General features: G+C 70.5%; 22 protein-coding genes. 9 read left to right on the top strand and 13 right to left on the bottom strand.

Annotation, left to right across the window (positions count from 1 at the left end; translation table 11 throughout):
- Position 1 precedes the first annotated feature (1 nt).
- Positions 2-178: a DUF3073 family protein gene (locus CBF90_RS00635; RefSeq protein ID WP_023953093.1), complete on the bottom strand. Its 177-nt coding sequence runs from the start codon at positions 176-178 to the stop codon at positions 2-4.
- A gap of 148 nt (positions 179-326) precedes the next feature.
- Here CBF90_RS00635 and CBF90_RS00630 point away from each other — a divergent pair, with 148 nt between their 5' ends.
- Positions 327-857, top strand: a complete 531-nt coding sequence (locus tag CBF90_RS00630) for a universal stress protein (protein WP_088379650.1) — start codon at positions 327-329, stop codon at positions 855-857.
- A 46-nt stretch (positions 858-903) separates the two neighbouring features.
- Here CBF90_RS00630 and CBF90_RS00625 read toward each other — a convergent pair whose 3' ends face one another.
- The 3 genes from CBF90_RS00625 to CBF90_RS18345 form a co-directional block, all read right to left on the bottom strand.
- The gene (locus CBF90_RS00625) at positions 904-1512 is read right to left on the bottom strand and encodes a PadR family transcriptional regulator (protein ID WP_023953089.1); all 609 of its coding nucleotides are present in this window, start codon (positions 1510-1512) and stop codon (positions 904-906) included.
- Between the two features lie 2 nt (positions 1513-1514).
- Entirely contained in the window at positions 1515-2453 is a 939-nt protein-coding gene (locus CBF90_RS00620; protein WP_088379649.1) for a DUF4097 family beta strand repeat-containing protein, read from the bottom strand.
- 176 nt (positions 2454-2629) lie between these two features.
- Positions 2630-2794 (bottom strand): hypothetical protein, encoded by a 165-nt coding sequence (locus tag CBF90_RS18345; RefSeq protein ID WP_023953086.1) that lies wholly within the window; start codon positions 2792-2794, stop codon positions 2630-2632.
- A gap of 328 nt (positions 2795-3122) precedes the next feature.
- Here CBF90_RS18345 and CBF90_RS00615 point away from each other — a divergent pair, with 328 nt between their 5' ends.
- Positions 3123-3392, top strand: a complete 270-nt coding sequence (locus CBF90_RS00615; protein WP_023953083.1) for a Rho termination factor N-terminal domain-containing protein — start codon at positions 3123-3125, stop codon at positions 3390-3392.
- Between the two features lies 1 nt (position 3393).
- Entirely contained in the window at positions 3394-4356 is a 963-nt protein-coding gene (locus CBF90_RS00610) for a DNA topoisomerase IB (RefSeq protein ID WP_023953082.1), read from the top strand.
- 105 nt (positions 4357-4461) lie between these two features.
- Here the strand turns inward: CBF90_RS00610 and CBF90_RS00605 are convergent, their stop codons facing one another.
- From CBF90_RS00605 to CBF90_RS00570, 8 genes are all read right to left on the bottom strand, one after another.
- Complete coding sequence (locus CBF90_RS00605; protein WP_023953080.1) at positions 4462-5856, bottom strand: MFS transporter; 1395 nt, start codon at positions 5854-5856, stop codon at positions 4462-4464.
- 161 nt (positions 5857-6017) lie between these two features.
- Positions 6018-6788, bottom strand: coding sequence for an SDR family NAD(P)-dependent oxidoreductase (locus tag CBF90_RS00600; protein WP_023953078.1), 771 nt, complete (start codon positions 6786-6788; stop codon positions 6018-6020).
- A gap of 11 nt (positions 6789-6799) precedes the next feature.
- Positions 6800-7771, bottom strand: a complete 972-nt coding sequence (locus CBF90_RS00595; RefSeq protein ID WP_064955164.1) for a 3-hydroxyacyl-CoA dehydrogenase family protein — start codon at positions 7769-7771, stop codon at positions 6800-6802.
- Between the two features lie 23 nt (positions 7772-7794).
- Positions 7795-8742: a sugar phosphate isomerase/epimerase gene (locus CBF90_RS00590; RefSeq protein ID WP_088379648.1), complete on the bottom strand. Its 948-nt coding sequence runs from the start codon at positions 8740-8742 to the stop codon at positions 7795-7797.
- A 93-nt stretch (positions 8743-8835) separates the two neighbouring features.
- Positions 8836-9558, bottom strand: coding sequence for a GntR family transcriptional regulator (locus CBF90_RS00585; RefSeq protein ID WP_023953073.1), 723 nt, complete (start codon positions 9556-9558; stop codon positions 8836-8838).
- Positions 9559-9589: 31 nt separating this feature from the next.
- A complete protein-coding gene (locus tag CBF90_RS00580) occupies positions 9590-10330 on the bottom strand; it encodes a triose-phosphate isomerase family protein (RefSeq protein WP_064955162.1) in 741 nt (246 codons plus the stop codon).
- Positions 10331-10340: 10 nt separating this feature from the next.
- Positions 10341-10796: a ribose-5-phosphate isomerase gene (locus CBF90_RS00575; RefSeq protein WP_023953069.1), complete on the bottom strand. Its 456-nt coding sequence runs from the start codon at positions 10794-10796 to the stop codon at positions 10341-10343.
- 1 nt (position 10797) lies between these two features.
- Complete coding sequence (locus CBF90_RS00570) at positions 10798-12522, bottom strand: dihydroxyacetone kinase family protein (RefSeq protein WP_071918714.1); 1725 nt, start codon at positions 12520-12522, stop codon at positions 10798-10800.
- Between the two features lie 116 nt (positions 12523-12638).
- On the opposite strand from CBF90_RS00570, the gene CBF90_RS00565 reads away from it, so the two are divergent.
- The 5 genes from CBF90_RS00565 to CBF90_RS00545 all read left to right on the top strand — a co-directional run bounded on the left by CBF90_RS00565 (position 12639) and on the right by CBF90_RS00545 (position 20382).
- Positions 12639-13043, top strand: a complete 405-nt coding sequence (locus CBF90_RS00565) for a CrcB family protein (RefSeq protein ID WP_023953065.1) — start codon at positions 12639-12641, stop codon at positions 13041-13043.
- On the top strand, positions 13040-13426 hold the full coding sequence (locus CBF90_RS00560) for a CrcB family protein (protein WP_023953064.1): 387 nt from the start codon (positions 13040-13042) through the stop codon (positions 13424-13426). Before CBF90_RS00565 ends, CBF90_RS00560 begins: the two co-directional genes overlap by 4 nt.
- A gap of 120 nt (positions 13427-13546) precedes the next feature.
- Complete coding sequence (locus CBF90_RS00555; RefSeq protein WP_242435545.1) at positions 13547-17017, top strand: efflux RND transporter permease subunit; 3471 nt, start codon at positions 13547-13549, stop codon at positions 17015-17017.
- A gap of 395 nt (positions 17018-17412) precedes the next feature.
- Entirely contained in the window at positions 17413-19611 is a 2199-nt protein-coding gene (locus CBF90_RS00550) for a DEAD/DEAH box helicase (RefSeq protein WP_071918713.1), read from the top strand.
- A 111-nt stretch (positions 19612-19722) separates the two neighbouring features.
- Entirely contained in the window at positions 19723-20382 is a 660-nt protein-coding gene (locus CBF90_RS00545) for a hypothetical protein (RefSeq protein WP_088379647.1), read from the top strand.
- A 22-nt stretch (positions 20383-20404) separates the two neighbouring features.
- Here the strand turns inward: CBF90_RS00545 and CBF90_RS00540 are convergent, their stop codons facing one another.
- Complete coding sequence (locus tag CBF90_RS00540; RefSeq protein WP_197690546.1) at positions 20405-21469, bottom strand: Rv2578c family radical SAM protein; 1065 nt, start codon at positions 21467-21469, stop codon at positions 20405-20407.
- A gap of 89 nt (positions 21470-21558) precedes the next feature.
- Between CBF90_RS00540 and CBF90_RS00535 the strand changes: the two genes are divergently transcribed.
- On the top strand, positions 21559-22758 hold the full coding sequence (locus CBF90_RS00535) for a M15 family metallopeptidase (RefSeq protein ID WP_242435544.1): 1200 nt from the start codon (positions 21559-21561) through the stop codon (positions 22756-22758).
- Positions 22759-22770: the final 12 nt, after the last annotated feature.

Raw genomic sequence — 22770 nt, 5'->3', positions numbered from 1 at the left:
GTCAGGCCTTCTCGTCCTCGTACTCGTCAGAGTACTGGTCAGCCCACTTGTCGACGTACTGATCGTCGTCGGAATGAGCGAGCTCCTTCTCGAGCGAGGAGAAGTTGACATTGTAGGTGTCGTACTTCAGCTCACGCGCGATCTTGGTGTGCTTCGCCTTTTGACGGCCACGCCCCATGCGAGACCCCCTCATTTCTGAGTCACGGGCTGTTCAGCGGTGCCCGGAGCATTTCACGATCCGGCGCTGCGCCGGGGAAGAGTAGCATCAAGAATAACACGGGGGCCCCGAGCCATCGCCGGTGCCGCCGCTGAGACAGGGGGCGACCATGGCCGATCAGCACTCCGCAGGCGACGAGAGCCGCCTCCCGTCGACGCCCGTCATCGCGGGAGTCATCCCCGGGCAGTCGCCCCGCGTCGTCGTCGAAGCGGCCCGATACGCGTCGATGCTCGGCGTCGGGCTCATCATCGTGCACGTCGACGTCACCCGGTTCGTGACCTACGAAGACCCCGACGGCTACGTCCACACGGCTCCCATCGACCTCGGGGCGATGTCGAGCGCGGCGCAGCTCGAGCAGATCCGAGCGGCCGCGGCGGAGGCGCTCCGGTCGTCCCCCGTGGAGTGGACCGTGCATCAGCTCGTCGGAGATCCGGCGCTCGCGATCAAGCACCTCGCCGACCGGCTCGACGCCAAGCTGCTCGTGGTCGGTACGCGCCGGCGCGGCATCGGCGAGTCGATCCGCGAGTTCTTCACGGGCTCGGTGGCGGCGCGGCTGGCGCATCGGCAGCGGCGACCCATCCTCGTCGTACCGCAGGGTGAGACCGCCGCGGACGACGAAGACCTCTGGCCCGAGCCCTGAGCGGCCCGGAGCAGAGGTCATCGGTGCGGCGTGGCACCGCGCGTCGTCAGCCCCGTAGGGCCCGCAGCACCTCATCGCGGGCCCGGGTGAGTGCAGCGACGAGGTCGTCGACGGTGGAAGCCGTGACGTCGCCGTCGCGCGCGATGTGCGACCGCAGGTCGGCCTTCACGTTCGCCCGGAACTCGGCGATCGCGGCATCCGCTCGCTGCGCCTGCGCGCGGGCTTCGGCGCGCGGGTTCTCGGGTGGTGTCGGACGCGTGGCCGTCTCGTGATCGAGGTTCGCGGCCGCTGCGAGATCGGCCTGGAGGCTCTTCATCGCGGCGCGCACGCTGCCCCGGACCTCGTCGGCGATGAGGCGGATGCTGTCGGCCAGGCCGGCCTGGATGCCGTCGAGGTCATGGCGGCGGGCCGAGAGCTCGTCACGGCCGGCATCCGTGATCTCGTAGATCGTCTTGCGACCGTCGACGGTCTTGGTCACGAGTCCTTCGTCCTCGAGCTTGGCCAACCGCGGATAGATGGTGCCGGCGCTCGGCGAGTACGTGCCGCCGGTGCGCTCCGTCAGGGCCTGCATGAGGTCGTACCCATGACGCGGCGACTCGTCGAGCAGCGACAGCAGGTAGAGGCGCAGATCACCGTGGGAGAAGACGGGCGGCATCGTCAGAGCTCCTCGCGACGGTCGGCGGTGTCCTCGACTGGGGCGGCCTCGACCGGGGCGGCTTCGGGTGCTGCCTCGCCGGCGACCTCGGGAGTGCTCGTGCCGGCGACGTCGGTGGCCGCGGGGGCGGAGCGCCGCAGAACGGTCAGGTCGCCCGAGACCGAGTTGGTGCGGACATCGACGAATGATCCGCTGAGTTCACCCGTCGAGCCGGCGAAGCTCGTCAGCGGCCCGGCACCCTGACCGGATCGCACGACCCCGTCGATGAGCACGCGTCCGCTGACGCTTCGCACCTGATAGTTCGCGGGCAGGCTCTCGTCGAGGCGCACCGTCGCGTCGCCGCCCACGGTGTGGAGCGTGATCGACTGGATCGGACCGGACGAGTCGACGAGCATGGCGCCCGACACGGTGTCGATGTCGGCCGCGCGCAGGGTGCCGATCGCCGACACGTCGCCCGACACGGACTTCGCAGTGAGCGCTCCGGTCAGCTCGCGAGCCTGTACGTCGCCCGAGACGGCGTTGGCGTTCACGTCGCCCGTGATCCCGTCGATGATGATGTCGCCCGAGACGGTATTGACCCGCGCATCGGCCGTGAGACCCGACACGAGCGCGCTCGCGCTGACGACGCCGAGCGTGAGGTCGGTGCCTCGCGGGACGGCGACGCTGATCTCGGCCTTCGGCCCGGACGACCCGAAGTTGCGGAAGACCTGCGTGAAGTTGTCCCAGCGCAGCTGCGGGTGGTCGATCTCGACGACGTCGCCGGTCGCTTCGATACGGAGATCCTTGCCCGTGACGGCGTGCACCTCGATGCGGACGCCCGGTTCGTCGTGGGCGACGATGTCGATCTGACCCCCGACCATGCTCACCTTGAGCTTGCGGATGTCATCGACGTCGATCACCCGCGTCTCGTCGGGGTGGACGATCCATTTCTGCAGTGTCATGGCGCTTCCCTCTCTCAGGCGACGGTTGCCGCGAACTATTCGCGATATATCGCGTGTGCTGACGGTAACACGATATATCGCGACTCGTCCAGAGGTCCTCGGAGCAGGTCGCCGCACGGCTCCGGAAATGCAGAACGCCCCCGCCCGGAGGCGGAGGCGTTCGCGCAGCGCGGCGGTCAGACGCGCTTGTTGCCGCTGATCACTCGGAAGAGGAACGCGATGAGCGCGATCACACCGACGATCAGAGCAACCCAGAGCAGCCAGCTCAGGGCGCTGTTCAGGCCACTGACGATCGCGAGCACGATCGCAACGACGATGATGATGATGAGGAAGATGTTCATGGGGGCTCCTTGTCTGTCTCCCAATGTCCGTCCCACTGCGAGACGTTCCGACCCCGTGAAGGGCTGACCGCAACGTTAGAGAATGCCGAGCGTAAGTGCCGAGGCCTTGACGATCGATTCCCCGTGGTGGTAGCCCATCACGCGCCGACCCGACGCGCATGGTCGTGTCGGCGGCGAGGAAGGCGCCCTTTGTGTCGGGTCGCGGTCGGGCGGCGGCCGGCGGGCGGCGGGTGGGGTGGGGTTACGCCCTTGCGCGAATGCCTGTCAAGCACCTGCGAAGGCCGTCGTGGCGGTCGTAATCTCGGCCTGACGAAGAGGGGAGACCGCCATGCCACAGGGACGCGGATCGAACAGTCTCAAAGACCCCGAGCTCTACGAGGAGCTGCGCGAGGACGGCGCCTCGAAGGAGAAGGCCGCTCGCATCTCGAACGCCGCCGCCCGTGACGGCCGCAAGAAGGTCGGCAGCCGGGGCGGGCAGTCCGGCGACTACGAGGACTGGACCGTCGACGAGCTGAAGAAGCGCGCCAAGGAACTCGGCATCTCCGGGTACTCGGGCAAGAAGAAGGCGCAGATCATCTCGATGCTGCGCAACCACTGAGGTGGCCCGACTCGTCCGGGTCCGACCCGATGTGGATGCCGGCATCCGGCGCATCCGCTCGGGCAAGGGCTTCCGGTACACGGACGCCGACGGCGGCGTGGTCGGGCGGCGCGATCTCGCCCGCATCCGCACGATCGTCATCCCGCCGGCGTGGCAGGACGTCTGGATCTGCGCGGATCCCCAGGGGCACATCCAGGTCGTCGGAACCGACGATGCGGGCCGCCGACAGTACATCTACCATCCCGACTGGACGCGCAGCCGCGACAAGGGCAAGTACGCGAGGGCGCTGCAGCTCGCCGAGTCCCTGCCGCGCGCCCGGTCCCGGGCGACCGCGTCGTTGCGTCGCGCCGACCTCGACCGCGAACGCGTCCTCGCGGCGGCATTCCGGCTGCTCGACCGCTCGGCGCTGCGCATCGGGTCGCAGCGCTACCTGCTGCAGCACGGCAGCCGGGGGCTGACGACGCTCCGGCGCCGCGACGCCTCGGTGGCCGACGCCGTCGTGAGCCTGGCTTTCTCGGGCAAGAGCGGGCAGCGGCAGGCGCTCGAGATCCCCGACCCCGATCTCGCGACGGCGATCATGCTGCTCATCGAGGGGCGGCCCTCGTCGCCGTTGCTCGCGTGGCAGCGGCAGCGCCGGCGGGTGCCGCTCACCCCGAACGACGTCAACGCGTACGTCCGTGCGCTGACCGGCGGCCCGTTCACCGCGAAGGACTTCCGCACGCTCCGAGGCACCGTCGTCGCGGCGGATGCCCTCGCCCGCATCGGCATCGCCGAGACCGCCCGGGCCGTGCATCAGGCCGAGGTCGAAGCGGTGCGCGCCGCGGCGACAGCGCTGGGCAACACCCCGGCGGTCGCGCGCAGCTCGTACATCGATCCGCGCGTGTTCGAGCGTTATCGCTCGGGGATGCTGCTCGACACGACCGTCTCGCCCGAGTCCGCCATCCGTTCCCTCGTCCTCGGTTGACGCCGACGGCGCAGCGCCCGAGCACTCACCGGGCAGCCTCGGCGCGACGCCGAAACGGCCCGGGCCGCACGAGGCGACACCGGGCCGTTCGAAACGCGCGACGCGTCAGCGGCGCTGGGGCTCTCCCGAGGTCAGGAGGGCGTCGGCCTTCGAGCTGAAGAACCGGGTCGCCCACATCATGACGGCGGCGAGGAACGCGAACAGACCCAGCGACACCACGCCCCAGGCTCCGCTCTCGGTCGGGACGGCCTCGTTGATCCCCGTGCGCATGATCGGGGCGACGAAGCCGCCCAGGTTGCCGAGGGAGTTGATGAGGCCGATGCCGGCCGCGGCCGCGGCCCCCGTGAGGAACGAGGTCGGGAACGACCAGGTGATGGGGCCCGTCGAGAGGAACGCCGCGACCGCGACGGTGATCGCGATGATGCCCAGCAGGCCCTGCCCGTTGGCTCCGGCCCACGCCGACACGAGGATGGCCGAACCCGTCACGAGGAAGAACAGGGCACCCCACACGCGGCGCCGGCGCACGGTGTCGGCGTGCTTGCCGACGTAGTAGCAGGCGAACAGGCCGACGGCCCACGGGATGGCGGACACGAGGCCGACCTGCCAGCCGACCGACTCTCCGATGAGGTTCGACACCTGCTGCGGCAGGTAGAACGTCGTGCCGTAGACGGCGATCTGCAGGCAGAAGTAGATGACGGTGAAGTACCAGACCTTCCAGCTGATGAGCGCCGCGCCGATGCCGCGGGGCCCATCGGATTCCTTCACGGTGTCTTCATGCTCCATCACCGCCTTCAGCGCGGCCTTCTCGTCGTCATCGAGGAACTTCGCCTTCTGCGGCGAGTCGACGAGGAAGAACAGGGCTGCGATACCGGCGACGACCGCCATCATGCCCTCGACGAAGAACATCACCTGCCAGCCGGCCCACGGGGTGACCTGGTCGCCGATGCTGATCAGGCCGCCCGACAGCGGGGCTCCCAGCATCTGCGAGAAGGGCTGCGCGAGGTAGAACAGCGCGAACATCTGCACGCGGCGCTTGTTGGGGAACCACTGCGCGAGGAACATGATGACGCCGGGGAAGAGGCCGGCCTCCGTGACGCCCAGGAGGAAGCGCAGCACGATGAACATCGTCTCGCCGTTGACGAAGGCGAAGAGCGACGCGACGATTCCCCAGGTGACCGCGATGCGGGCGAGCCAGAAGCGCGCGCCGAACTTGTCGAGCAGCAGGTTCGAGGGGATCTCGAAGAGGGCGTAGCCGATGAAGAAGATGCCGGCACCGAGGGCATAGGCCCCGGCCGAGATGCCCCGGTCGACTTCGAGAGCGGACTCGGCGAACCCGACATTCGTGCGATCCAGGAACGCGACGAAGTACAGGATGATGAGCATCGGCATGAGCCGGTAGGTGGCCTTCTTGATGCCGCTCGCCAGGTGCGGGCTGCTCAGCAGCTCATTCGCGACCGTGACGTTGGCCCGCGTGGCGGGACCGTAGTCCGATGAGGACACAGTGACTCTCCTTCGAGTTCGTGTGGGTGTGACGGAGTGACGAGGCGGCGGTTCAGCCGCCGAGTGAGGGGATGATCAGGACGAGGCCGACGACCACGCAGATCACCCCGATGGCCAGGAACCCGAGGCGTCCGCGGGACCAGTTGCGGTTCACGGGAGCCTCAGTGCATGTAGAGGCCACCGTCGACGTTCAGGGTCTGGCCCGTCACGAATCCGGCGTCCTCGCTGATCAGGTAGGCCACCGCCGCGGCGATGTCGGTGGGAGTGCCGATGCGCGGCAGCACGCCGTCGGCGGCCATCGCCTCCTTGCGCTCCTCCGTCAGCGTCCCGCCCATGATGTCGGTGTCGATCGGGCCGGGCGAGATGACGTTCGCCGTGATGCCGAGCGGACCGAGCTCTCGCGCGACCGAGCGCATCAGGCCGATCACACCCGCCTTCGCCGCCGAGTAGGGCGTCTTCGAGAAGGTGCCGCCGCCGCGCTGCGCCGACACCGACGAGATGCCCACGAGGCGCCCCACGCCGTTCGCGACGAGCGTGCGGGCGACGCGCTGGGTGACCCAGTGCACGCCGTCGAGGTTGATCGACTCGACGCGGTGCCATTCCTCGGGGGTGACCTCGAGGTAGGGGATCGGGGACGAGACCCCGGCGAAATTCACGAGGGCGACGATCTGCGGCAGCGACGCCTCGAGCGTGTCGATCGCGGCGACGGCCTGCTGGCGGTCGGCCACGTTCGCGCCGACGCCGACGGCCCGCACACCGTGAGCCTCGGCGACCTCGGCGGCGGTGCGCTCGGCGGCCGCGGCGTCGACGTCGACGATGCCGACATGCCAGCCGCGCTCTGCCAGGTGGAAGGCGGTCGTGCGGCCGATGCCCCGGGGGCTCGCGGCGCCGGTCAGGATGACGGTGCGCTCAGCGGGGAAGACGGATGCCATGGCGTGTTCTCTCAGTCCTGTGCGGGGTGGATGGGGGCGGGGCCGAGCTCGTCGATGAGCTTCTTCATCGCGACGTACGCCTTGTTGCGGTAGGCGATGAGCTCGGGCGTGCGCTCGGCGGGGACGTCGAGGAACCCGGCGCCGGACTTCGTGCCGAGCTTCCCGGCCGAGACGAGCTGGTCGAGGATGGGCGGTGTCGCGAACCGCTCGGGGAACTCGGTCTGCAGCGACGCGTAGCAGAAGGCGTAGACGTCGAGCCCGGCCATGTCGGCGATCGCGAACGGCCCGAAGAACGGCAGCCGGAAGCCGAAGGTTGTGCGCACGATGGTGTCGATGTCCTCCGGCGTGGCGACGCCCTCCTCCACCAGCTGCGTCGCCTCGTGGAAGAGCGCGTACTGCAGGCGATTGAGCACGAACCCGGTCGCATCCTTCACCCGGGCGGTCTCCTTGCCCGTCGCGGCGACGATGGCCTCGACGACGGGGAGGACCGCCTCGTCGGTGCCGGCGTGCGGGATCAGCTCGACGCCGGGGATGAAGGGAGCGGGGTTGGAGAAGTGCACGCCGAGAAACCGGCCGGGGTTCGTCACGGCTTCGGCGAGACGGCCGATGAGGATCGTCGAGGTGTTGCTGCCGATGATCGCGTCGGGCGCGGCCGCAGCCGAGATGCGGCGGAGGGTCGCGTGCTTGATCTCGATCTTCTCGGGCACCGCCTCCTCGATGAAGGAAGCGCCGGCGACGGCATCCTCGATCGTCATCGCCGTGATGCGCTCCGCGATGACGGCGCTGGCGTCGGCGGGGAACAGGCCGTCGGCGGTGAACTGCGCGGCCTCGGCGATGAGGCGGTCGCGGTTGCCGCGGGCGACTTCGATGTCGACATCGGCGATGCGCACGTCGGCGCCGGACAGGGCGAGCGACTGCGCGATGCCGCCGCCCATGTAGCCGCTGCCCACCACCGCGTACACGGGGCGTTCGTTCTCGGTCATGACGTTCTCCTCGTCGGTGTCGGTCAGGCTCCGGCGGTCGCCGGAAGCAGGGAGGTCAGGTAGTCGCGGTTGCGGGCGCAGACGCCGAGGCTGTCGCCGCCGTACTGCTCCATGAGGAACGGGCCGCGGAATCCGAGCTCGAGCGCGCGGGCGACCATCGCCCGGTAGTTGATGAGGCCGAGCTCCATGCTCGTCGGCGTCGAGGTCTGCCAGCTGCCGTCGGCCGCCTCGTCGCGCGCGTAGTTCTTCATGTGCCAGTAGTTGGCGTAGGGGAGGGTCTTCTCGTGCATCTCGCGCCAGTCCTCGATGGGGCGGTGCAGGCGCACGAGGTTGCCGATGTCGGGGTTGAGGCCGACGTTGTCGAGCCCGATCTCCTCGATGAGGCGCACCGCGCTGTCGGCGGTGCCGAGGTAGGTGTCCTCGTACATCTCGAGCGACATCGGCAGGCCGACGGATGCCGCGTGCTCGCCGAGTTCGCGCAGGCGGCGGACCGCGAGCGCGCGGGTGTCGGCGTCATCGGGGTCGACCGGGCCCGGCGCGGTCCAGAACCACAGGGCCGCGCGCTGCGCCTCGCTGAAGGGCTGGTGGAGGCCGGTCGAGAAGACGCGCATGCCGAGCTCGGCCGCCGCGTCGATGGCGCGGTGCGCGTACGCGAGGTTCTCTTCGCCCTTGCCGGGCTGGATGACGCTCTGGCGCTGCACGTGCACCGAGACGAGCTCGATCCCGTGACTCGTCGCGACGGACTTCAGCTCGGCGCGACGGGACGCGGTCAGCTCGGACGGACGGATGTGGCTGTCCGCGATCTCGATCGCGGTGAAGCCGAGCCGCTCGACCTGCGCGAACACGTCGTCCCAGGTCTCGGCGGGTGCGTCGTGCAGACGCGTTCCGTCTGCTGCGACCGGGGCGAAGCCGTGCATGCAGACCGCGATCGGGCCGGGCGTGGGGGCGGACGGGTGCGACGGTGCATTCATGGCGACTCCATTGGCGAGCGGGTCCGGCTGAGGACTCCCGTAGATCCTATAGGAAATAGAGAACGCTGCAAGAGGGAGTTCGCGGCGGCGGGCTCAGGCCTGCTCGAGCCCGAGCGATCGCTGGCGCACCTGCTCGAGGTGATGGAGCATCGAGCGCTCGGGAGCGTCGGGGTCGCCCGTGGCGAACGCGTCGACGAGGGCCTCGTGCTCGGCGATCGCCTCGCGCACGTCGGTCACGCCGTGCCGCACCGACTGCCGCATCCGGTGCAGCTGCGCGCCGAGGGTCTCGGACATCTCGGTGAGATACCGGTTGCCGCAGTGGTCGAACACGACGCGGTGGAACGCGGCGTCCGCGACGAAGTATGCGGCGGTCAGCTCCAGGTCGGCGGCCCCGGCGTTGAGGGCCTCGATGACGCGCTTGCCGATGCCGCGGTGCTCCTCCTCCGCCGCGCGGAGCTCGTCGATCATCTCGGGCGAGGCGGGCGTCGCGAGGCGCGTGGCATGCGTCTCGAGCATGATGCGGGCGTCGAAGAGCTCGCGCAGCTGATCGAGTCCGAGGGGCGGGGCGACGCGGTAGCCGCGCAGCGCCTCGCGAGTGACGAGCCCTGTGCGCTCGAGCTGCACGAGCGCTTCGCGCACCGGGGTCTGCGACACGTCGAGCTGGCGCGCGATGGTGTCGATCGACAGGCGGCGACCCGGCACCGCCTCGCCGCTGAGAAGCAGCTGGAGGATCCGCTCGTAGACGTGATCGCGCAGGCCGCGCCGCTCGATCGTGGCATCGAGTCCCCGCAGGTTGCCGTCCCGTGATGCGGTCATCGTCCCTCTTCCGGTTCGCACGGAGCGCACCTCACCCCGAGAGGGCGTCCACCTCATCGAGGATGTCACGAACTGCGCGCGGGTCGTGCGCGAACCGGCCGAGGAACAGGCCGTCGACGGCGTCGGAGATCGTCGACAGCAGCCCCGGCCCCGCACTGCCGCCGTAGATGATCGAGATCTCGCGATCGACGGCGCCGATCCGGGATCGCAATCCCGAGCAGATCGAGCGGATGTGATCGGATGTCGCGGGTGCCGGCGCACCGATCGCCCACAGCGGTTCGTAGGCGATGACCACCGCGCCGGTCGCGGCCGCCTCGTCGGCATCGGCGAGGGCGCTGCGCACCTGCTGCGTGCAGGTCGCGATCGCGGCGTCGAGCCCCGCCTCGTCCTCCTCGCCGACGCAGATGACCGGGACGAGGCCGTTCCGCAGCGCGGCGTGCGTCTTCGCCGACACCACGCTCTCGGTCTCGCCGAACAGGCGGCGCCGCTCGGCATGGCCGACCTCGGCGTAGCGGCATCCGAGCTCGGCCAGGACCGCGCCCGAGACCTCGCCGGTGTAGGCGCCGGTGTCGTGCACGGCGAGGTCCTGTGCCCCGACCGCGAGCCGCCCCGCGCGCTCGAGCGCGCCGGGGATCGAGGGGAACTGGGGCGCCACGAACGCCGTGACCCGGTCGCGTGCGGGGTGCTCGTCGAGGATCGCCGCCACCTCCGATACCCAGCTCAGCGTGCGGGCGTGCGAGAAGTAGGTCTTCAGGCTCGCGCCGATGATCATCGGGCGGACCTCACCCCTCTTCGTACGCGCAGATCTCGCGCACCTTCTCGGCCGAGGCGCTCGAGGTGTCGAAGGTGTAGGTGAGCCATTCCGCCGCGAGGCGCCGTGCCAGCTCGATCCCCACGACGCGCTGGCCCATGCAGAGCACCTGGGCGTCGTTCGACAGGATCGACCGCTCGACCGAGTACGAGTCGTGCGCCGTGACGGCGCGGATGCCGGTGACCTTGTTCGCCGCGATCGCGACGCCGAGCCCCGTGCCGCAGATGAGGATCGCGCGGTCGGCCTCGCCGTCGCGCACGCGCTCGGCGGCGGCCGTCGCGACCGCGGGGTAGTTGGTGTGGCTGTCGGCGTCGACGCCGACGTCGATGACCTCGGCGACCAGGGGGTTCGCCTCCAGGTCGGCCTTGATGCGTTCCTTGTACTCGTAGCCGGCGTCATCCGAGCCGACGATCAGTCGCAGTGCCATGTCAGGCGTCCTCCTTCAGGACATCGAGAACCGTGCGGGTCACCAGCGCGAACGAGACCGCGCCGGGGTCGGGGGTGCCTAGGCTGCGGTCGCCGTGCGTACGGGCACGACCGAGCCGGGCGGTGAGCTGGGCGGTCGCCTCGGCGGCGGCCTGTGCGGCGTCGGCGGCGGTGGCCCACGCGTCGAGCAGGTCATCTCCCTGGGCGAGTCGGTCGCGGAGCGTGTCGGCGAACGGCACGATCGCGTCGATCATCGTCTTGTCGCCGACCGTGGCCTTGCCGAACGACATCACGGCATCCTTCATGCGCCCGACGCCCGCGGACAGCAGGGCGGCGTCGACCGCATCGTCGTCGCCGAGGGCCGCACCGAGGTCGAGGAGCATCTCTCCCCAGATCGCACCCGACGTGCCCCCGCCCTTGTCGGCCCAGGCGTCGCCGGCGTGCTGCAGCGCCGTCCGTGCGCCCGCGCCGGCCGCGACGGCGCGCGAGGCGGCGGCCGCGGCCGCGCGACTGCCGCGCTGCATGCCGATGCCGTGGTCGCCGTCGCCCGCGATGCGGTCGATGCGCCCGAGCTCCTCGGCCTGCTCGTCGAGCATCGCGGCGACGGCGTCGAGGGCGCGGGCGGCGACGGCGGACGCGCGGCGCGACGCCTCGGATGCAGGCCCGATCGCCTCGGTCTCATCGTCGTCGTCATCGGCGGCAGCGGCCACCGCGACGCGGCCCTCGACCGAGCCGCGACGGAACGCGGGGGTGTCGCATGAGGCATGCCACAGCCGATCGAGCTCGTCGTCGAGCCAGAGGAGGGTGAGCGAGACGCCGGCCATGTCGAAGCTCGTGCAGAACTCGCCGACCTCGGGCGAGGTGACCTCGACCCCGGCTTCGGTCAGCAGGCGGTCGACCGCCGCGTACACGACGTAGAGCTCCTCGTACTTCACCGAGCCGAGACCGTTGAGGATCGGCACGACGCGACCGGTCGGGGCGGCGCCGTCCGGTCGTTCTTCGAGCAGGCGCTCGACGAGCAGCTTCGCGAGCTCGGCGGCGGTGGGGATGTCGACCTCGTCGATGCCGGGTTCGCCGTGGATGCCGAGACCGACCGCCATGCGTCCCTCGGGCACCGTGAAGAGCGGCTCGGTCGCGCCCGGAAGGGTGCAGCCGCCGAAGGCGACCCCCAGTGAGCGGGTGCGGTCGTTGGCGTGCCGGGCGAGGCGCTCGACGTCGTCGAGATCGAGGCCCTCCTCCGCGGCCGCGCCGGCGATCTTGAAGACGACGAGATCGCCCGCGATGCCCCGGCGCTTCTCGCGCTCGTGCGCGGGTGCGCTGGAGATGTCGTCGGTGACCGTCACAGTGCGGCAGTCGACCCCCGCCTCGCGAAGGCGGTCTTGGGCCTGGGTGAAGTGCAGGACGTCGCCGGCGTAGTTGCCGTAGCTGAGCAGCACGCCGCGGCCCTCATGAGCGGCCTTCGCGACCGAGCGCACCTGGTGGGCCGACGGCGACGCGAACACGTTGCCCATGACCGCGCCGTGCGCCAGGCCGGGGCCGACGAGCCCCGCGAACGCGGGGTAGTGGCCGCTGCCGCCCCCCACGACGACAGCGACCGTCGGCTCCGCGCCGCGGGTCGAACGGACGACGCCTCCCGTGACGGGGCGGACCCATCGGGCGGATGCCGCGACGAAGCCGGCGACGGAATCCTCGACGAACTCGTCGGGGTCGTTGAACAGACGCGTCATTGCGTTCTCCTCTGCGATGGGGGAGCGAACCTTTCGTCGATCCTATAGGAAATGAGTCGAGGTGTGACCCGGAGTGGCGGCATCGGTCGGCGCATGCCGGGGTCTACGGTGGCGACGTGATCGAGCGGGCGCGCATCTCGCCGCTCACGCTGGTCCTCGTCGTGATCGGCGGTGCGGCCGGAGTCGCCGTGCGCGCCGCGATCACCCTGCCGTTCACGGGATGGGCTCACCCGCTCGCGGTGCCCGCGCTCACGCTCGGCTGCAATCTGCTCGGATCGTTCCTGCTCGGCGTCGTCGTCGGGCGGTGGGCGGTGAGCCGGCCGCGGCTCCGGGCGTTCGCCGGCACCGGCGTGCTCGGCGGCTTCACGACCTACAGTGCCTTCGCCGTGCAGTCGATACAGGTCGCCACCGCCGCCCCCGTCGTCGGTCTGGCCCTCGTCGTGGTGAGCCTCGTGGGAGGACTCGTCGCCGCGGCACTCGGGCTGGCCCTCGGCACCCGTCGCGAGAGGGATGCCGCATGAACGGCGTCAGCGGCGGGATGCTCGTGGCCCTCGTCGTCGCGGGCGGTGCGGGAGCCGGCATCCGCTACGTGCTCGACGTCGTGGTCACGCGGGGGCGGCGCGACGCCTTTCCCGTCGGCATCCTGATCGTCAACGTCACCGGCTCGGGACTCCTGGGGCTGCTGACGGGACTAGGCGCGCTCGTCGCGCCCGACTGGCTGGCCGTGCTCGGGGTCGGGCTGCTCGGCGGATACACGACGTTCAGCACGGTGTCGGTCGAGACGATCCAGCTCGCGCGGCGCGGCCGGCGCGATTGGGCGATCGTGAACCTGGTCGGCACCTTCGCCGTGGCCGTCGTCGCCGCGGCGATCGGCATCGTCATCGGGGGATTGCTCCCAGGCTGAGCCCACGCTGCGTCGGCGACCGCGTGGGATACTGAAGTCGATACATCCATGTATCGACGAGCGCATCGCGCCCGCCTGCATCACACCTACAGCGCCGGTCCGGTGCGCCCGAGGAAACCTGTGTCGAAACTCGCCGTCCTGAGCCTGAAGAATCGCGCGCTCATCGCACTCATCACGATCGTCGCCGCGGTGTCCGGAGGCCTCGCGCTCACGAACCTCAAGCAGGAGCTCATCCCCTCGATCGAGCTGCCCCAGCTCTCCGTGGTCACGACCTACCCCGGCGCCTCGCCTGAAGTCGTCAACACGGATGTCTCGACCCCCATCGAGACCGCGATCCAGGGTGTTCCCGGGCTCGAATCGACGACGGCGACCAGCTCGACGAACGCCTCGATCATCCAGGCCTCGTTCACCTACGGCACCGACCTGGCGACGGCCGAGCAGAAGATCCTGCAGGCCATCAACCGGATCGACAGTCAGCTGCCCGACGGGGTCACCCCGAGCGTGCTGAGCTTCTCGCTGGATGACCTGCCCGTGATCCAGTTGGCCGTCACCGGCTACGACGACGCCGAATCGGTGCAGGCCCGGCTCGAGAGCACCGTCATCCCCGATCTCGAAGACGTCGACGGCGTCAACGCGGCCCAGGTCGTCGGCGGCCGCGTCGAGCGCATCACGATCACCCCCGACCAGGCGGCGCTCGCCGAGGCCGGCTTCACGCAGCAGGCCATCCGCGACGCCCTCGACCAGAACGGCGTGCTGTTCCCCGGCGGCGAGATCACCGAGGGCGACCAGTCGCTGACCGTGCAGACCGGCGCGAAGATCGCCTCGGTCGACGAGCTGTCGGCGCTGCCGCTCGTGCCGACGGATGCCGCGCAGCTCGCCGGCGGCACGACGACGATCGGCGATGTCGCGACCGTCGCGCAGGAGCCGTCGCCGATCACCTCGATCTCGCGCGTCGACGGCGAGCCCGCCCTCACCATCGCGGTCACGAAGCTGCCCGCCGCGAACACCGTCGACGTCTCCCGCGGCGTCCTCGACGCGCTGCCCGCGCTCGAGGACGACCTCGGCGGCGACGCGCAGTTCACCGTCGTATTCGATCAGGCGCCGTTCATCGAGCAGTCGATCGAGGCCCTCGCGCAGGAGGGCCTGCTGGGGCTCGTGTTCGCGGTGCTCGTGATCCTCGTGTTCCTGCTGTCGGTGCGCTCGACGATCGTCACCGCGATCTCGATCCCCACGAGCGTGCTCATCACCTTCGTCGGCATCCAGGCATTCGGCTACTCGCTGAACATCCTGACCCTCGGCGCCCTCACGATCGCGATCGGCCGCGTCGTCGACGACTCGATCGTCGTCATCGAGAACATCAAGCGGCACTACGTCGAGGGAGCCGACAAGCTCGCGGCCATCACCCTGGCCGTTCGCGAGGTGGCCGCCGCCATCACGGCGTCGACGATCACGACCGTCGCGGTGTTCCTGCCGATCGCCTTCGTCGGCGACCTGACCGGCGAGCTGTTCCGGCCCTTCGCGCTGACCGTCACCATCGCGATGTCGGCGTCGCTGTTCGTCTCGCTGACGATCGTGCCGGTGCTGGCGTACTGGTTCCTGCGCCCCGGCAAGCCCGTCGTCACCCCCGACGGCCGGCGCATCGACCCCGAAGACCCCGAAGCGCCGCCGTCGCGACTGCAGAAGGCGTACCTGCCGATCCTCCGCTGGACCCTGCGTCACTCGGCCGTCACCCTCGTGCTCGCGGTTCTCGTGCTCGGTGGCACGCTCGCCGCCGTGCCGCTGATGAAGACGAACTTCCTCGGCGACTCCGGTCAGAACACCTTCACGATGACGCAGACGCTCGGGCCCGCGGCATCCCTCGAAGCGGAGGATGCCGCCGCCCAGCGCGTCGAGGACGCGATCACCGGCCTCGAGGGGATCGACGCCGTGCAGGTGTCGATCGGCTCGTCCGGATCTCAGCTGCGCGACGCCTTCTCGGGTGGAGGCGGCGGAGTCACCTACTCCATCACGACCGACAGCTCGGCCGACCAGCTCGACGTCCGCGACCGCGTGCAGCGCGCCGTCGCCGACCTCGAAGGCGTCGGCGACATCCAGATCGCCGCGGGCGGCGGCGGATTCGGCTCGAGCGACATCGAGATCGACGTCACCGCGCCCGACCAGACGGCGCTGCGCGAAGCGACCGACGCGGTCGTCGCCTCGCTGCAGGATGCCGACGGCGTCAGCCAGGTCACATCGAACCTCTCGGCCTCGCTGCCGTACATCGCCGTGACCGTCGACCGCGACGCGGCGGCATCCCGTGGCCTGTCGGAGGTCGCGGTCGGCGGCATCGTCTCGGGCACGATGCAGCCGCAGTCGATCGGCACCGTCGAGATCGACGACACCTCGCTCACCGTCTACCTCGCGGCGTCGCAGGCGCCCGCGTCGATCGACGAGCTGCGTCAGCTGACGATCCCGACGGCCGGCGGTCCCATTCCGCTGCAGGACGTCGCGACCGTCGAGCAGAGCGAGGGACCGACCTCGATCACGACGCAGCGCGGTCAGCGCACCGCGACGGTCACCGTGACCCCCTCGGGCGACGATCTCAACGCGGCATCCGTCATCGTCTCGGACGCGCTCGACACCGTCGAGCTGCCGCAGGGCGCGGACGCCGAGATCGGCGGCGTGCTCACGCAGCAGCAGGACGCCTTCGGACAGCTCGGGCTCGCCGCGCTCGCCGCCATCCTCATCGTCTACATCGTGATGGTCGCGACCTTCAAGTCGCTGCGGCAGCCCCTGCTGCTCCTCATCTCGGTGCCGTTCGCGGCGACGGGGGCGATCCTGCTGCAGATCGCGACGGGCGTGCCGCTCGGCGTCGCCTCGCTCATCGGTGTGCTGATGCTCATCGGCATCGTCGTGACGAACGCGATCGTGCTGATCGACCTCGTGAACCAGTACCGCGAGAAGGGGCTGTCGGCCCACGACGCGACGATCGCGGGAGGGTCGCGGCGTCTGCGACCGATCCTCATGACCGCGCTCGCGACCATCTTCGCGCTGACGCCCATGGGCCTCGGGATCACCGGCCACGGCGGCTTCATCTCGCAGCCGCTGGCGATCGTCGTCATCGGCGGGCTCATCTCGTCGACCCTGCTGACCCTGCTCGTGCTGCCGACCCTCTACAACCTCGTCGAGGGGGCGCGCGAGCGCCGGGCGGCGCGGCGCCGGGGTGACGTCGGTGCGGGTGCTGGTTCTGTTTCGGGTGCTGGTTCTGTTTCGGGTGCCGGTTCGGCGGGGGACGGGGCGTCTGCGGCGCCGATGACCCGGCGCGAGCGGCGCCTCGCGGAGGCGGCGACGGCCGAGCCGACCCACCTCGTCGTTCCGGTCGACGGTTCGCCGGATGCGCCCACGCATCTCGTCATCCCCGTCGCGCCGGATGACCACGACCACGCCGGTGCCGGTGGTGGTGGTGCTGGTGGTGCTGGTGCTGGTGGTGCTGGTGCTGGTGGTGCTGGACGGCCGGCGGATTCCGGCGAGCCGGGTGCTGGGTCGTCCCGTCGACAGGCTCAGCGCATCCCCGGACCGTCTCGCGGACCCCGTCGCCGCCGCCTGGTCTGATCGCGGCAGGCTCCGGGCTCGCACCGGGCCGTCGGATTGCCGGCTTGCCGCGATGCAAGGGATCGCCTGCGGCGCGCCGTGGCCGGGAGCGAGCGCCGGGGTGTTGCGCCGAAACCCTTGCATCGCAGCATCCATTGCCCCGGCCCCCGACCCCGGCCCTTGCTGCCGGCCCCGACGCCGCGGCGGGCGGATTCCCAGGCGGATGCCGTATGGTGGGCGGGTCGGCTCTGGGCAGCGCGTGATCGCGACAGGTTTTGTGAGTCCATGGGGCCGATGGTGAGCGCCGATCGGCGCGCATGACCATCATGTGAATGGCCCCCGGCCGACGGATGTCCGGGTTTGCCCGCGTGCGCGCGGGCGCTGTTCTCGTGCAGAGAACCCAGAAGGACACACCCATGCCCAAGAACAAGAAGCCGGCCGGCGGCCGCGCGCAGAACTTCGAGCCCCGCTACGGCAAGAAGACCTCGTACCAGGACGCGAAGCGTCGCCCCGGCCAGTCGTCGGCCGGAACCCCCGGCAGCAAGAGCCCCGGTCACCGCGGCTACCGTGCCGAGAGCGAAGACACCGGCCGCAAGAACCGCTGGTCTTCACAGGACCGTGCGGGTCGTGACGAAGCCCGCGGCATCCGTTCGCAGGCCCGCGACGACCGCGGCGGACGTGGCGAGCGCTCCTTCCGTGACGACCGGGGCGGTCGCGATGACCGAGCGCCTCGCGAGCAGCGCGGCTACGGAAACGACCGCCGATCGGATGCCGGTGGCCGACGCCCCTACGAAGCGCAGCCTCGCGACGACCGCCGGACCTTCGGCGACGCGCGTCCCTCGTTCCGCGACGACCGTCCGCGTCGTGACTTCGGCGACCGCCCGGCCCGTTCGTTCGATGACCGTCCCCGTCGCGACTTCTCGGACCGTCCGAATCGCGATGACCGTCCGCGTCGTGACTTCGGTGACCGCCCACGCCGCGACGACCGTCCCGCGCGTTCGTTCGATGATCGCCCCCGTCGTGATTTCGGCGACCGCCCGAACCGGGATGACCGTCCGCGTCGTGACTTCGGCGACCGCCCGCGCCGCGACGACCGTCCCGCGCGTTCGTTCGACGACCGTCCGCGTCGTGACGTTGGTGACCGCCCGAACCGGGATGACCGTCCGCGTCGTGACTTCGGCGACCGTCCGCGTCGCGACGACCGACCGGCGCGTTCGTTCGACGACCGTCCGCGTCGTGACTTCTCGGACCGCCCGCGCCGCGACGACCGCCCCGCGCGTTCGTTCGACGACCGTCCCCGCCGCGACTTCGGCGACCGCCCGAACCGTTCGGACTGGAATGCCGAGACCAAGTCGAAGGCCCACCAGGACCACGTCGACACCGTCCACGAGCGCCTGCAGGCGGAGGCCGTGGATGCGGCATCCGTCGCCCAGTCGTCGTTCGCCGACCTCGGCCTCGGCGACAACATCGTCCGTCAGCTCGAGGCTCTCGGCGCAGCATCCCCGTTCCCGATCCAGGCGGCCACCATTCCGCCGATCCTCGAGGGCAAGGATGTGCTCGCCCGCGGCCGCACCGGCTCGGGCAAGACCATCGCGTTCGGCGCTCCGCTCGTCGAGTCGATCCTGCGCAGCCAGGCCGGCAAGCGCCGCGAGTTCGGGCGTTCGCCGAAGGCCCTGATCCTCGCACCGACACGCGAGCTCGCGCTGCAGATCGACCGCACCGTGCAGGCGATCGCGCGCAGCGTCGGCCTGTTCACGACGCAGATCTACGGCGGAGTGCCGCAGGCGCGTCAGGTCGGTGCGCTCAAGAAGGGCGTCGACATCATCATCGGCACCCCGGGGCGCATCGAGGACCTGCAGAACCAGGGCAAGCTCGACCTCTCCGAGGTAGCAATCGTCGTGCTCGACGAGGCTGACCACATGAGCGAGCTCGGCTTCCTCGAGCCCATGCAGCGCATCCTCCGCCTCGTGCAGGACGGCGCGCAGAAACTGCTCTTCTCCGCGACGCTCGACCGCGAGGTCGCGGCGCTGGTCGACGAGTTCCTCGTCGAGCCCGCCGTCTACGAGGTCGCGGGCGAGAGCCAGGACACCTCGACCATCGACCACCGCGTGCTCGTCCTCGACCACCGCGACAAGGCCGAGATCCTCAACTCCCTCGTCGATCGCGACGGTAAGACCCTCGTCTTCGCCCGCACCCGTGCCTACACCGAGATGCTCGCCGAGCAGTTCGAGGATGCCGGGATCGCGGCGGTCGCGCTCCACGGCGACCTCAACCAGGGCAAGCGCACGCGCAACCTGCAGCGTCTGACCGACGGCAAGGTGCGGGTGCTCGTCGCAACGGATGTCGCTGCCCGCGGCATCCACGTCGACGACATCGATCTGGTGATCCAGGCCGACGCTCCCGATGAGTACAAGACGTACCTGCACCGTGCGGGCCGCACCGGCCGTGCCGGTCGCTCGGGCGCGGTCGTCACCCTCATCACGCGTCAGCGTCGCCGCCGCATGACCGAGATGCTCGAGCGTGCCGAGATCGACGCCCCCTTCGACGATGTGCGCCCCGGCGACGACATCCTCGAGGAGGTCTCGGGCCGACAGCTCGCGAACGTCGACGCCTGACCCGACGCCCCGCCCTCGCGCGCGTGCGCGGGGGCGGGTGCGCATTAGCGACATTCTCATGAAAGCGCGACCGGGTTCCCCTGCACGGCGGATGCCGCTGGGCTGAGGAGCATGCATCGCACACGAGGACTTTCGATCGGGACCGCCTGCGCTGCCGCGGTTCTGTTGCTGTCGGGATGCACAGTCCCCGGCTCGGAGGTCGCGCCCGCTGCGACCGAGCCGGGCTCGTCGGCGGCGTCTCCCCCCTCGTCGGCCGCGCACTCGTCCCCGACGCCGACCGCGACAGCTGAGCCGCAGCGGACCGGAATACCGGCGCACTTCGCCATCCCGGAGTGCGCGGCTCAGGTCGATGATGCGATCGTCCAGGCCGCCTTCGGCGCCGACGTCGTGCTGATCGCCGACACGACGGACACGTGGAAGCCGGTCGGACCCGCGGCCCAAGACGCGCTCGCCGCGTCCGATGATGCGACGGCCTGCCTGTGGGGTGTGCCCAGATCAGGACGAGCGGTGTCGATAGCGGTCGTCAGCGCTTCGGAGGCGGCTCCCCGCCTGATCGCGGCACTCCGCGACGCGTCCGACACCTTCACGGAGGAACGCTCGGGCACCGCGACCGTCTTCACCGGCGACGCCATCGAGGCGGGTGATGTGAGCACGGCCGTGACCTACGTGTTCGACGGTGCCGCATGGATCACCGTCGGCGGCGGAGAGCTCGCGACGCCCGACACGACCCGCGACGTCGCCCTTGCGGTCCACTCCGCGCTCCCGCGCTGACGGCATCGCCGCCCTCCCGGCTTCAGAAGAGGGTGGGAACGGATGCCGTTGCAGCGGCGCGGCCGCGCGAGGTCGTGACGACCGGTCCCGGCCGGAACCGTCGGGTGCTCGGCTGCGCCTCTTCCTCTTCGAGCCCGCCGCGCAGTCGATGCCGCGCGAGCAGGGGTCGAACGCGCGCTGCGAGCATGCGCCGGTAGCCCTGAGGTGCCTGCACCGCGGCCCCGGGGTACAGGCCGCGGTACACCGGCAAGAGGTCGGGGCGTTCACGTGCGAGCCACTGCTGGAACCATGGTTTGACGCCCGGTCGCAGGTGCATCGCGCCGTAGACGACGCGGGCGGCGCCGGCATCTGCGATCCGGCTCAGGGCATCGTCGAGTACCTCGGTCGAATCGGTGAGGTGCGGCACGATCGGCATGAGGAACACCGTCACCCGGAACCCCGCGGCGCTGGCCGCTCGCACCGTGTCGAGGCGCGCGGCGAACGTCGGCGCGCCGGGTTCGAGCAGTTGGCGCAACGGCTCGTCGAGCACCGCGATCGACATCGCGAGATCGACCGGCACGGAACGCGCCGCCTCGGCCAACAGCGGCAGATCGCGTCGCAGCAGCGTGCCTTTCGTCAGCACCGAGAACGGCGTGCCGCTGTCGACGAGTGCCGTGATGATGCCCGGCATCAACCGGTAGCGGCCCTCGGCGCGCTGGTAGGGATCGGTGTTCGTGCCGAGGGCCACCTGCTCGCGTGCCCAGCTCGGCTTCGAGAGCTCCCGACGCAGCACGTCGGCGACGTTCAGCTTGACGACGATCTGCGAGTCGAAGTCGGCCCCCGCGTCCATGTCGAGGTACTCGTGCGTGCCACGGGCGAAGCAGTAGACGCAGGCATGCGTGCACCCGCGGTACGGATTGACCGTCCAGTCGAACGGCATCGCCGACGGGCCCGGAACCCGGTTGAGCGCCGAGCGTGACATGACCTCGTGGAAGGTCACTCCCGCGAACTCGGGCGTCGTCACCGAGCGCACGAGGCCATTGAGCGTTTCGAGGCCGGGCAGAGCAGCGGCATCCGCCACGCCCATCTGCTGCCTCTGCCATCGCACGAGAAGATTCGAACAGAAATTCGAAGCGATGTCAATCACGAAGGAGGCGTAACCGGCGGCCGGCGGGCTCGCAGGGCAGAATGGGGGTCGTGGCGCACCCGACCGAGCCGGAGACGCGTCGCTCGCGACGCGAGCGGTCGCCGGAGACGCGACCCCTTCCGACGCGCCGTGAGCTGCGCGAGCGCGCCGCCGGTTCCGGGTCTGCCGTGTCGCGTCCGCCGGAGGATGCCGCATCCGCGCCGGCGCGCGAGGGTGGTGGCTCGTCCGAGCCCGGCGTCCTGACGGCGTCCGTCCGTTTGCCGGCATCCGTCTATGTCCGCCGCCGCGCCGTCGCCGGCGCTGCCGCCCTCGCGCTCGTCGGGCTCGTCGTCGCGGGTGCCATCGGCACCACGTCGGCGCTGAGCGGATCGGATGCCGCTGCCGCCGACCCCGTCGCCGCGCTCCTCGGCGATACGGCGGGCAACGCGCCCATCGCGTCGAGCCTCCCCGCGCCCGCGCAGTCCGGCGACGCGGACTCCGCTGCGCAGCCGGTCGACGATGCCGCGACGGATGCCGCCGCCGCGGGCGACATCTGCTCAGCTCCGGGCTTCGCGGAGGCGCTCTCGTCCGGCTCGGACGCCGACGTCATCGCCGCGGCCGGGGGAGCCGAGCCCTTCCGCGCCGCGATCACCGCCGGGGCGGCCCCGTGCATCGACCTGCACGAGGCCGGGCGCACCTGGGTCGTGGTCAACAAGCTCAACGCGCTCGATCCGATCGACTACTGGCCCGAGCCGCAAGCGCGCGCCGAGGGCGTCGAGCGGACCAGCGGGGGGCACATGCGTGCGGACGTCGCAGTAGCCCTCTCGCAGCTCGCGGCAGCCGCGAGAGACGAGGGTGCGGGCGCGATCGGGGTCAACAGCGGGTTCCGCTCGTACGACTTCCAGGTGTCGACGTACCGCAATTACGTCGGTCAGCTCGGACAGAGCAACGCCGACCTCACCAGCGCCCGCCCCGGCCACAGCGAGCATCAGACCGGCCTCGCCGTCGATGTCGTCGCGTGCGACGGGGGATGCGGAGCCATCGAGCAGTTCGGCGGCACGGCGCAGTCCGACTGGGTGGCCGCCAACGCGCATCGCTTCGGCTTCATCATCCGTTACCCCGACGGCCGCACTGACACGACCGGCTACGAGTACGAGCCCTGGCATCTGCGCTACATCGGCCCCGAGCTGGCGGCGCTCTACGCAGACGGCGGCTACCGCACCCTCGAAGACTTCTTCGGGATGCCCCCGGCCCCGACCTACGCCGACTGACCTGCCGCGGCG

The organism is Microbacterium sp. AISO3 (assembly GCF_002204305.1).
Taxonomy (GTDB): domain Bacteria; phylum Actinomycetota; class Actinomycetes; order Actinomycetales; family Microbacteriaceae; genus Microbacterium; species Microbacterium arborescens.
Note: the sequence above shows the minus strand (reverse complement) of the source record. Positions and strands in the feature narration are given on the sequence as shown.

What these genes read in the sequence shown, in the direction of transcription:
- CBF90_RS00635 (WP_023953093.1), bottom strand. Translation starts at nt 178, where the DNA reads ATGGGGCGTGGCCGTCAAAAGGCGAAGCACACCAAGATCGCGCGTGAG.
- CBF90_RS00630 (WP_088379650.1), top strand. Translation starts at nt 327, where the DNA reads ATGGCCGATCAGCACTCCGCAGGCGACGAGAGCCGCCTCCCGTCGACG.
- CBF90_RS00625 (WP_023953089.1), bottom strand. Translation starts at nt 1,512, where the DNA reads ATGCCGCCCGTCTTCTCCCACGGTGATCTGCGCCTCTACCTGCTGTCG.
- CBF90_RS00620 (WP_088379649.1), bottom strand. Translation starts at nt 2,453, where the DNA reads ATGACACTGCAGAAATGGATCGTCCACCCCGACGAGACGCGGGTGATC.
- CBF90_RS18345 (WP_023953086.1), bottom strand. Translation starts at nt 2,794, where the DNA reads ATGAACATCTTCCTCATCATCATCATCGTCGTTGCGATCGTGCTCGCG.
- CBF90_RS00615 (WP_023953083.1), top strand. Translation starts at nt 3,123, where the DNA reads ATGCCACAGGGACGCGGATCGAACAGTCTCAAAGACCCCGAGCTCTAC.
- CBF90_RS00600 (WP_023953078.1), bottom strand. Translation starts at nt 6,788, where the DNA reads ATGGCATCCGTCTTCCCCGCTGAGCGCACCGTCATCCTGACCGGCGCC.
- CBF90_RS00595 (WP_064955164.1), bottom strand. Translation starts at nt 7,771, where the DNA reads ATGACCGAGAACGAACGCCCCGTGTACGCGGTGGTGGGCAGCGGCTAC.
- CBF90_RS00590 (WP_088379648.1), bottom strand. Translation starts at nt 8,742, where the DNA reads ATGAATGCACCGTCGCACCCGTCCGCCCCCACGCCCGGCCCGATCGCG.
- CBF90_RS00585 (WP_023953073.1), bottom strand. Translation starts at nt 9,558, where the DNA reads ATGACCGCATCACGGGACGGCAACCTGCGGGGACTCGATGCCACGATC.
- CBF90_RS00580 (WP_064955162.1), bottom strand. Translation starts at nt 10,330, where the DNA reads ATGATCATCGGCGCGAGCCTGAAGACCTACTTCTCGCACGCCCGCACG.
- CBF90_RS00575 (WP_023953069.1), bottom strand. Translation starts at nt 10,796, where the DNA reads ATGGCACTGCGACTGATCGTCGGCTCGGATGACGCCGGCTACGAGTAC.
- CBF90_RS00570 (WP_071918714.1), bottom strand. Translation starts at nt 12,522, where the DNA reads ATGACGCGTCTGTTCAACGACCCCGACGAGTTCGTCGAGGATTCCGTC.
- CBF90_RS00560 (WP_023953064.1), top strand. Translation starts at nt 13,040, where the DNA reads ATGAACGGCGTCAGCGGCGGGATGCTCGTGGCCCTCGTCGTCGCGGGC.
- CBF90_RS00550 (WP_071918713.1), top strand. Translation starts at nt 17,413, where the DNA reads ATGCCCAAGAACAAGAAGCCGGCCGGCGGCCGCGCGCAGAACTTCGAG.
- CBF90_RS00545 (WP_088379647.1), top strand. Translation starts at nt 19,723, where the DNA reads ATGCATCGCACACGAGGACTTTCGATCGGGACCGCCTGCGCTGCCGCG.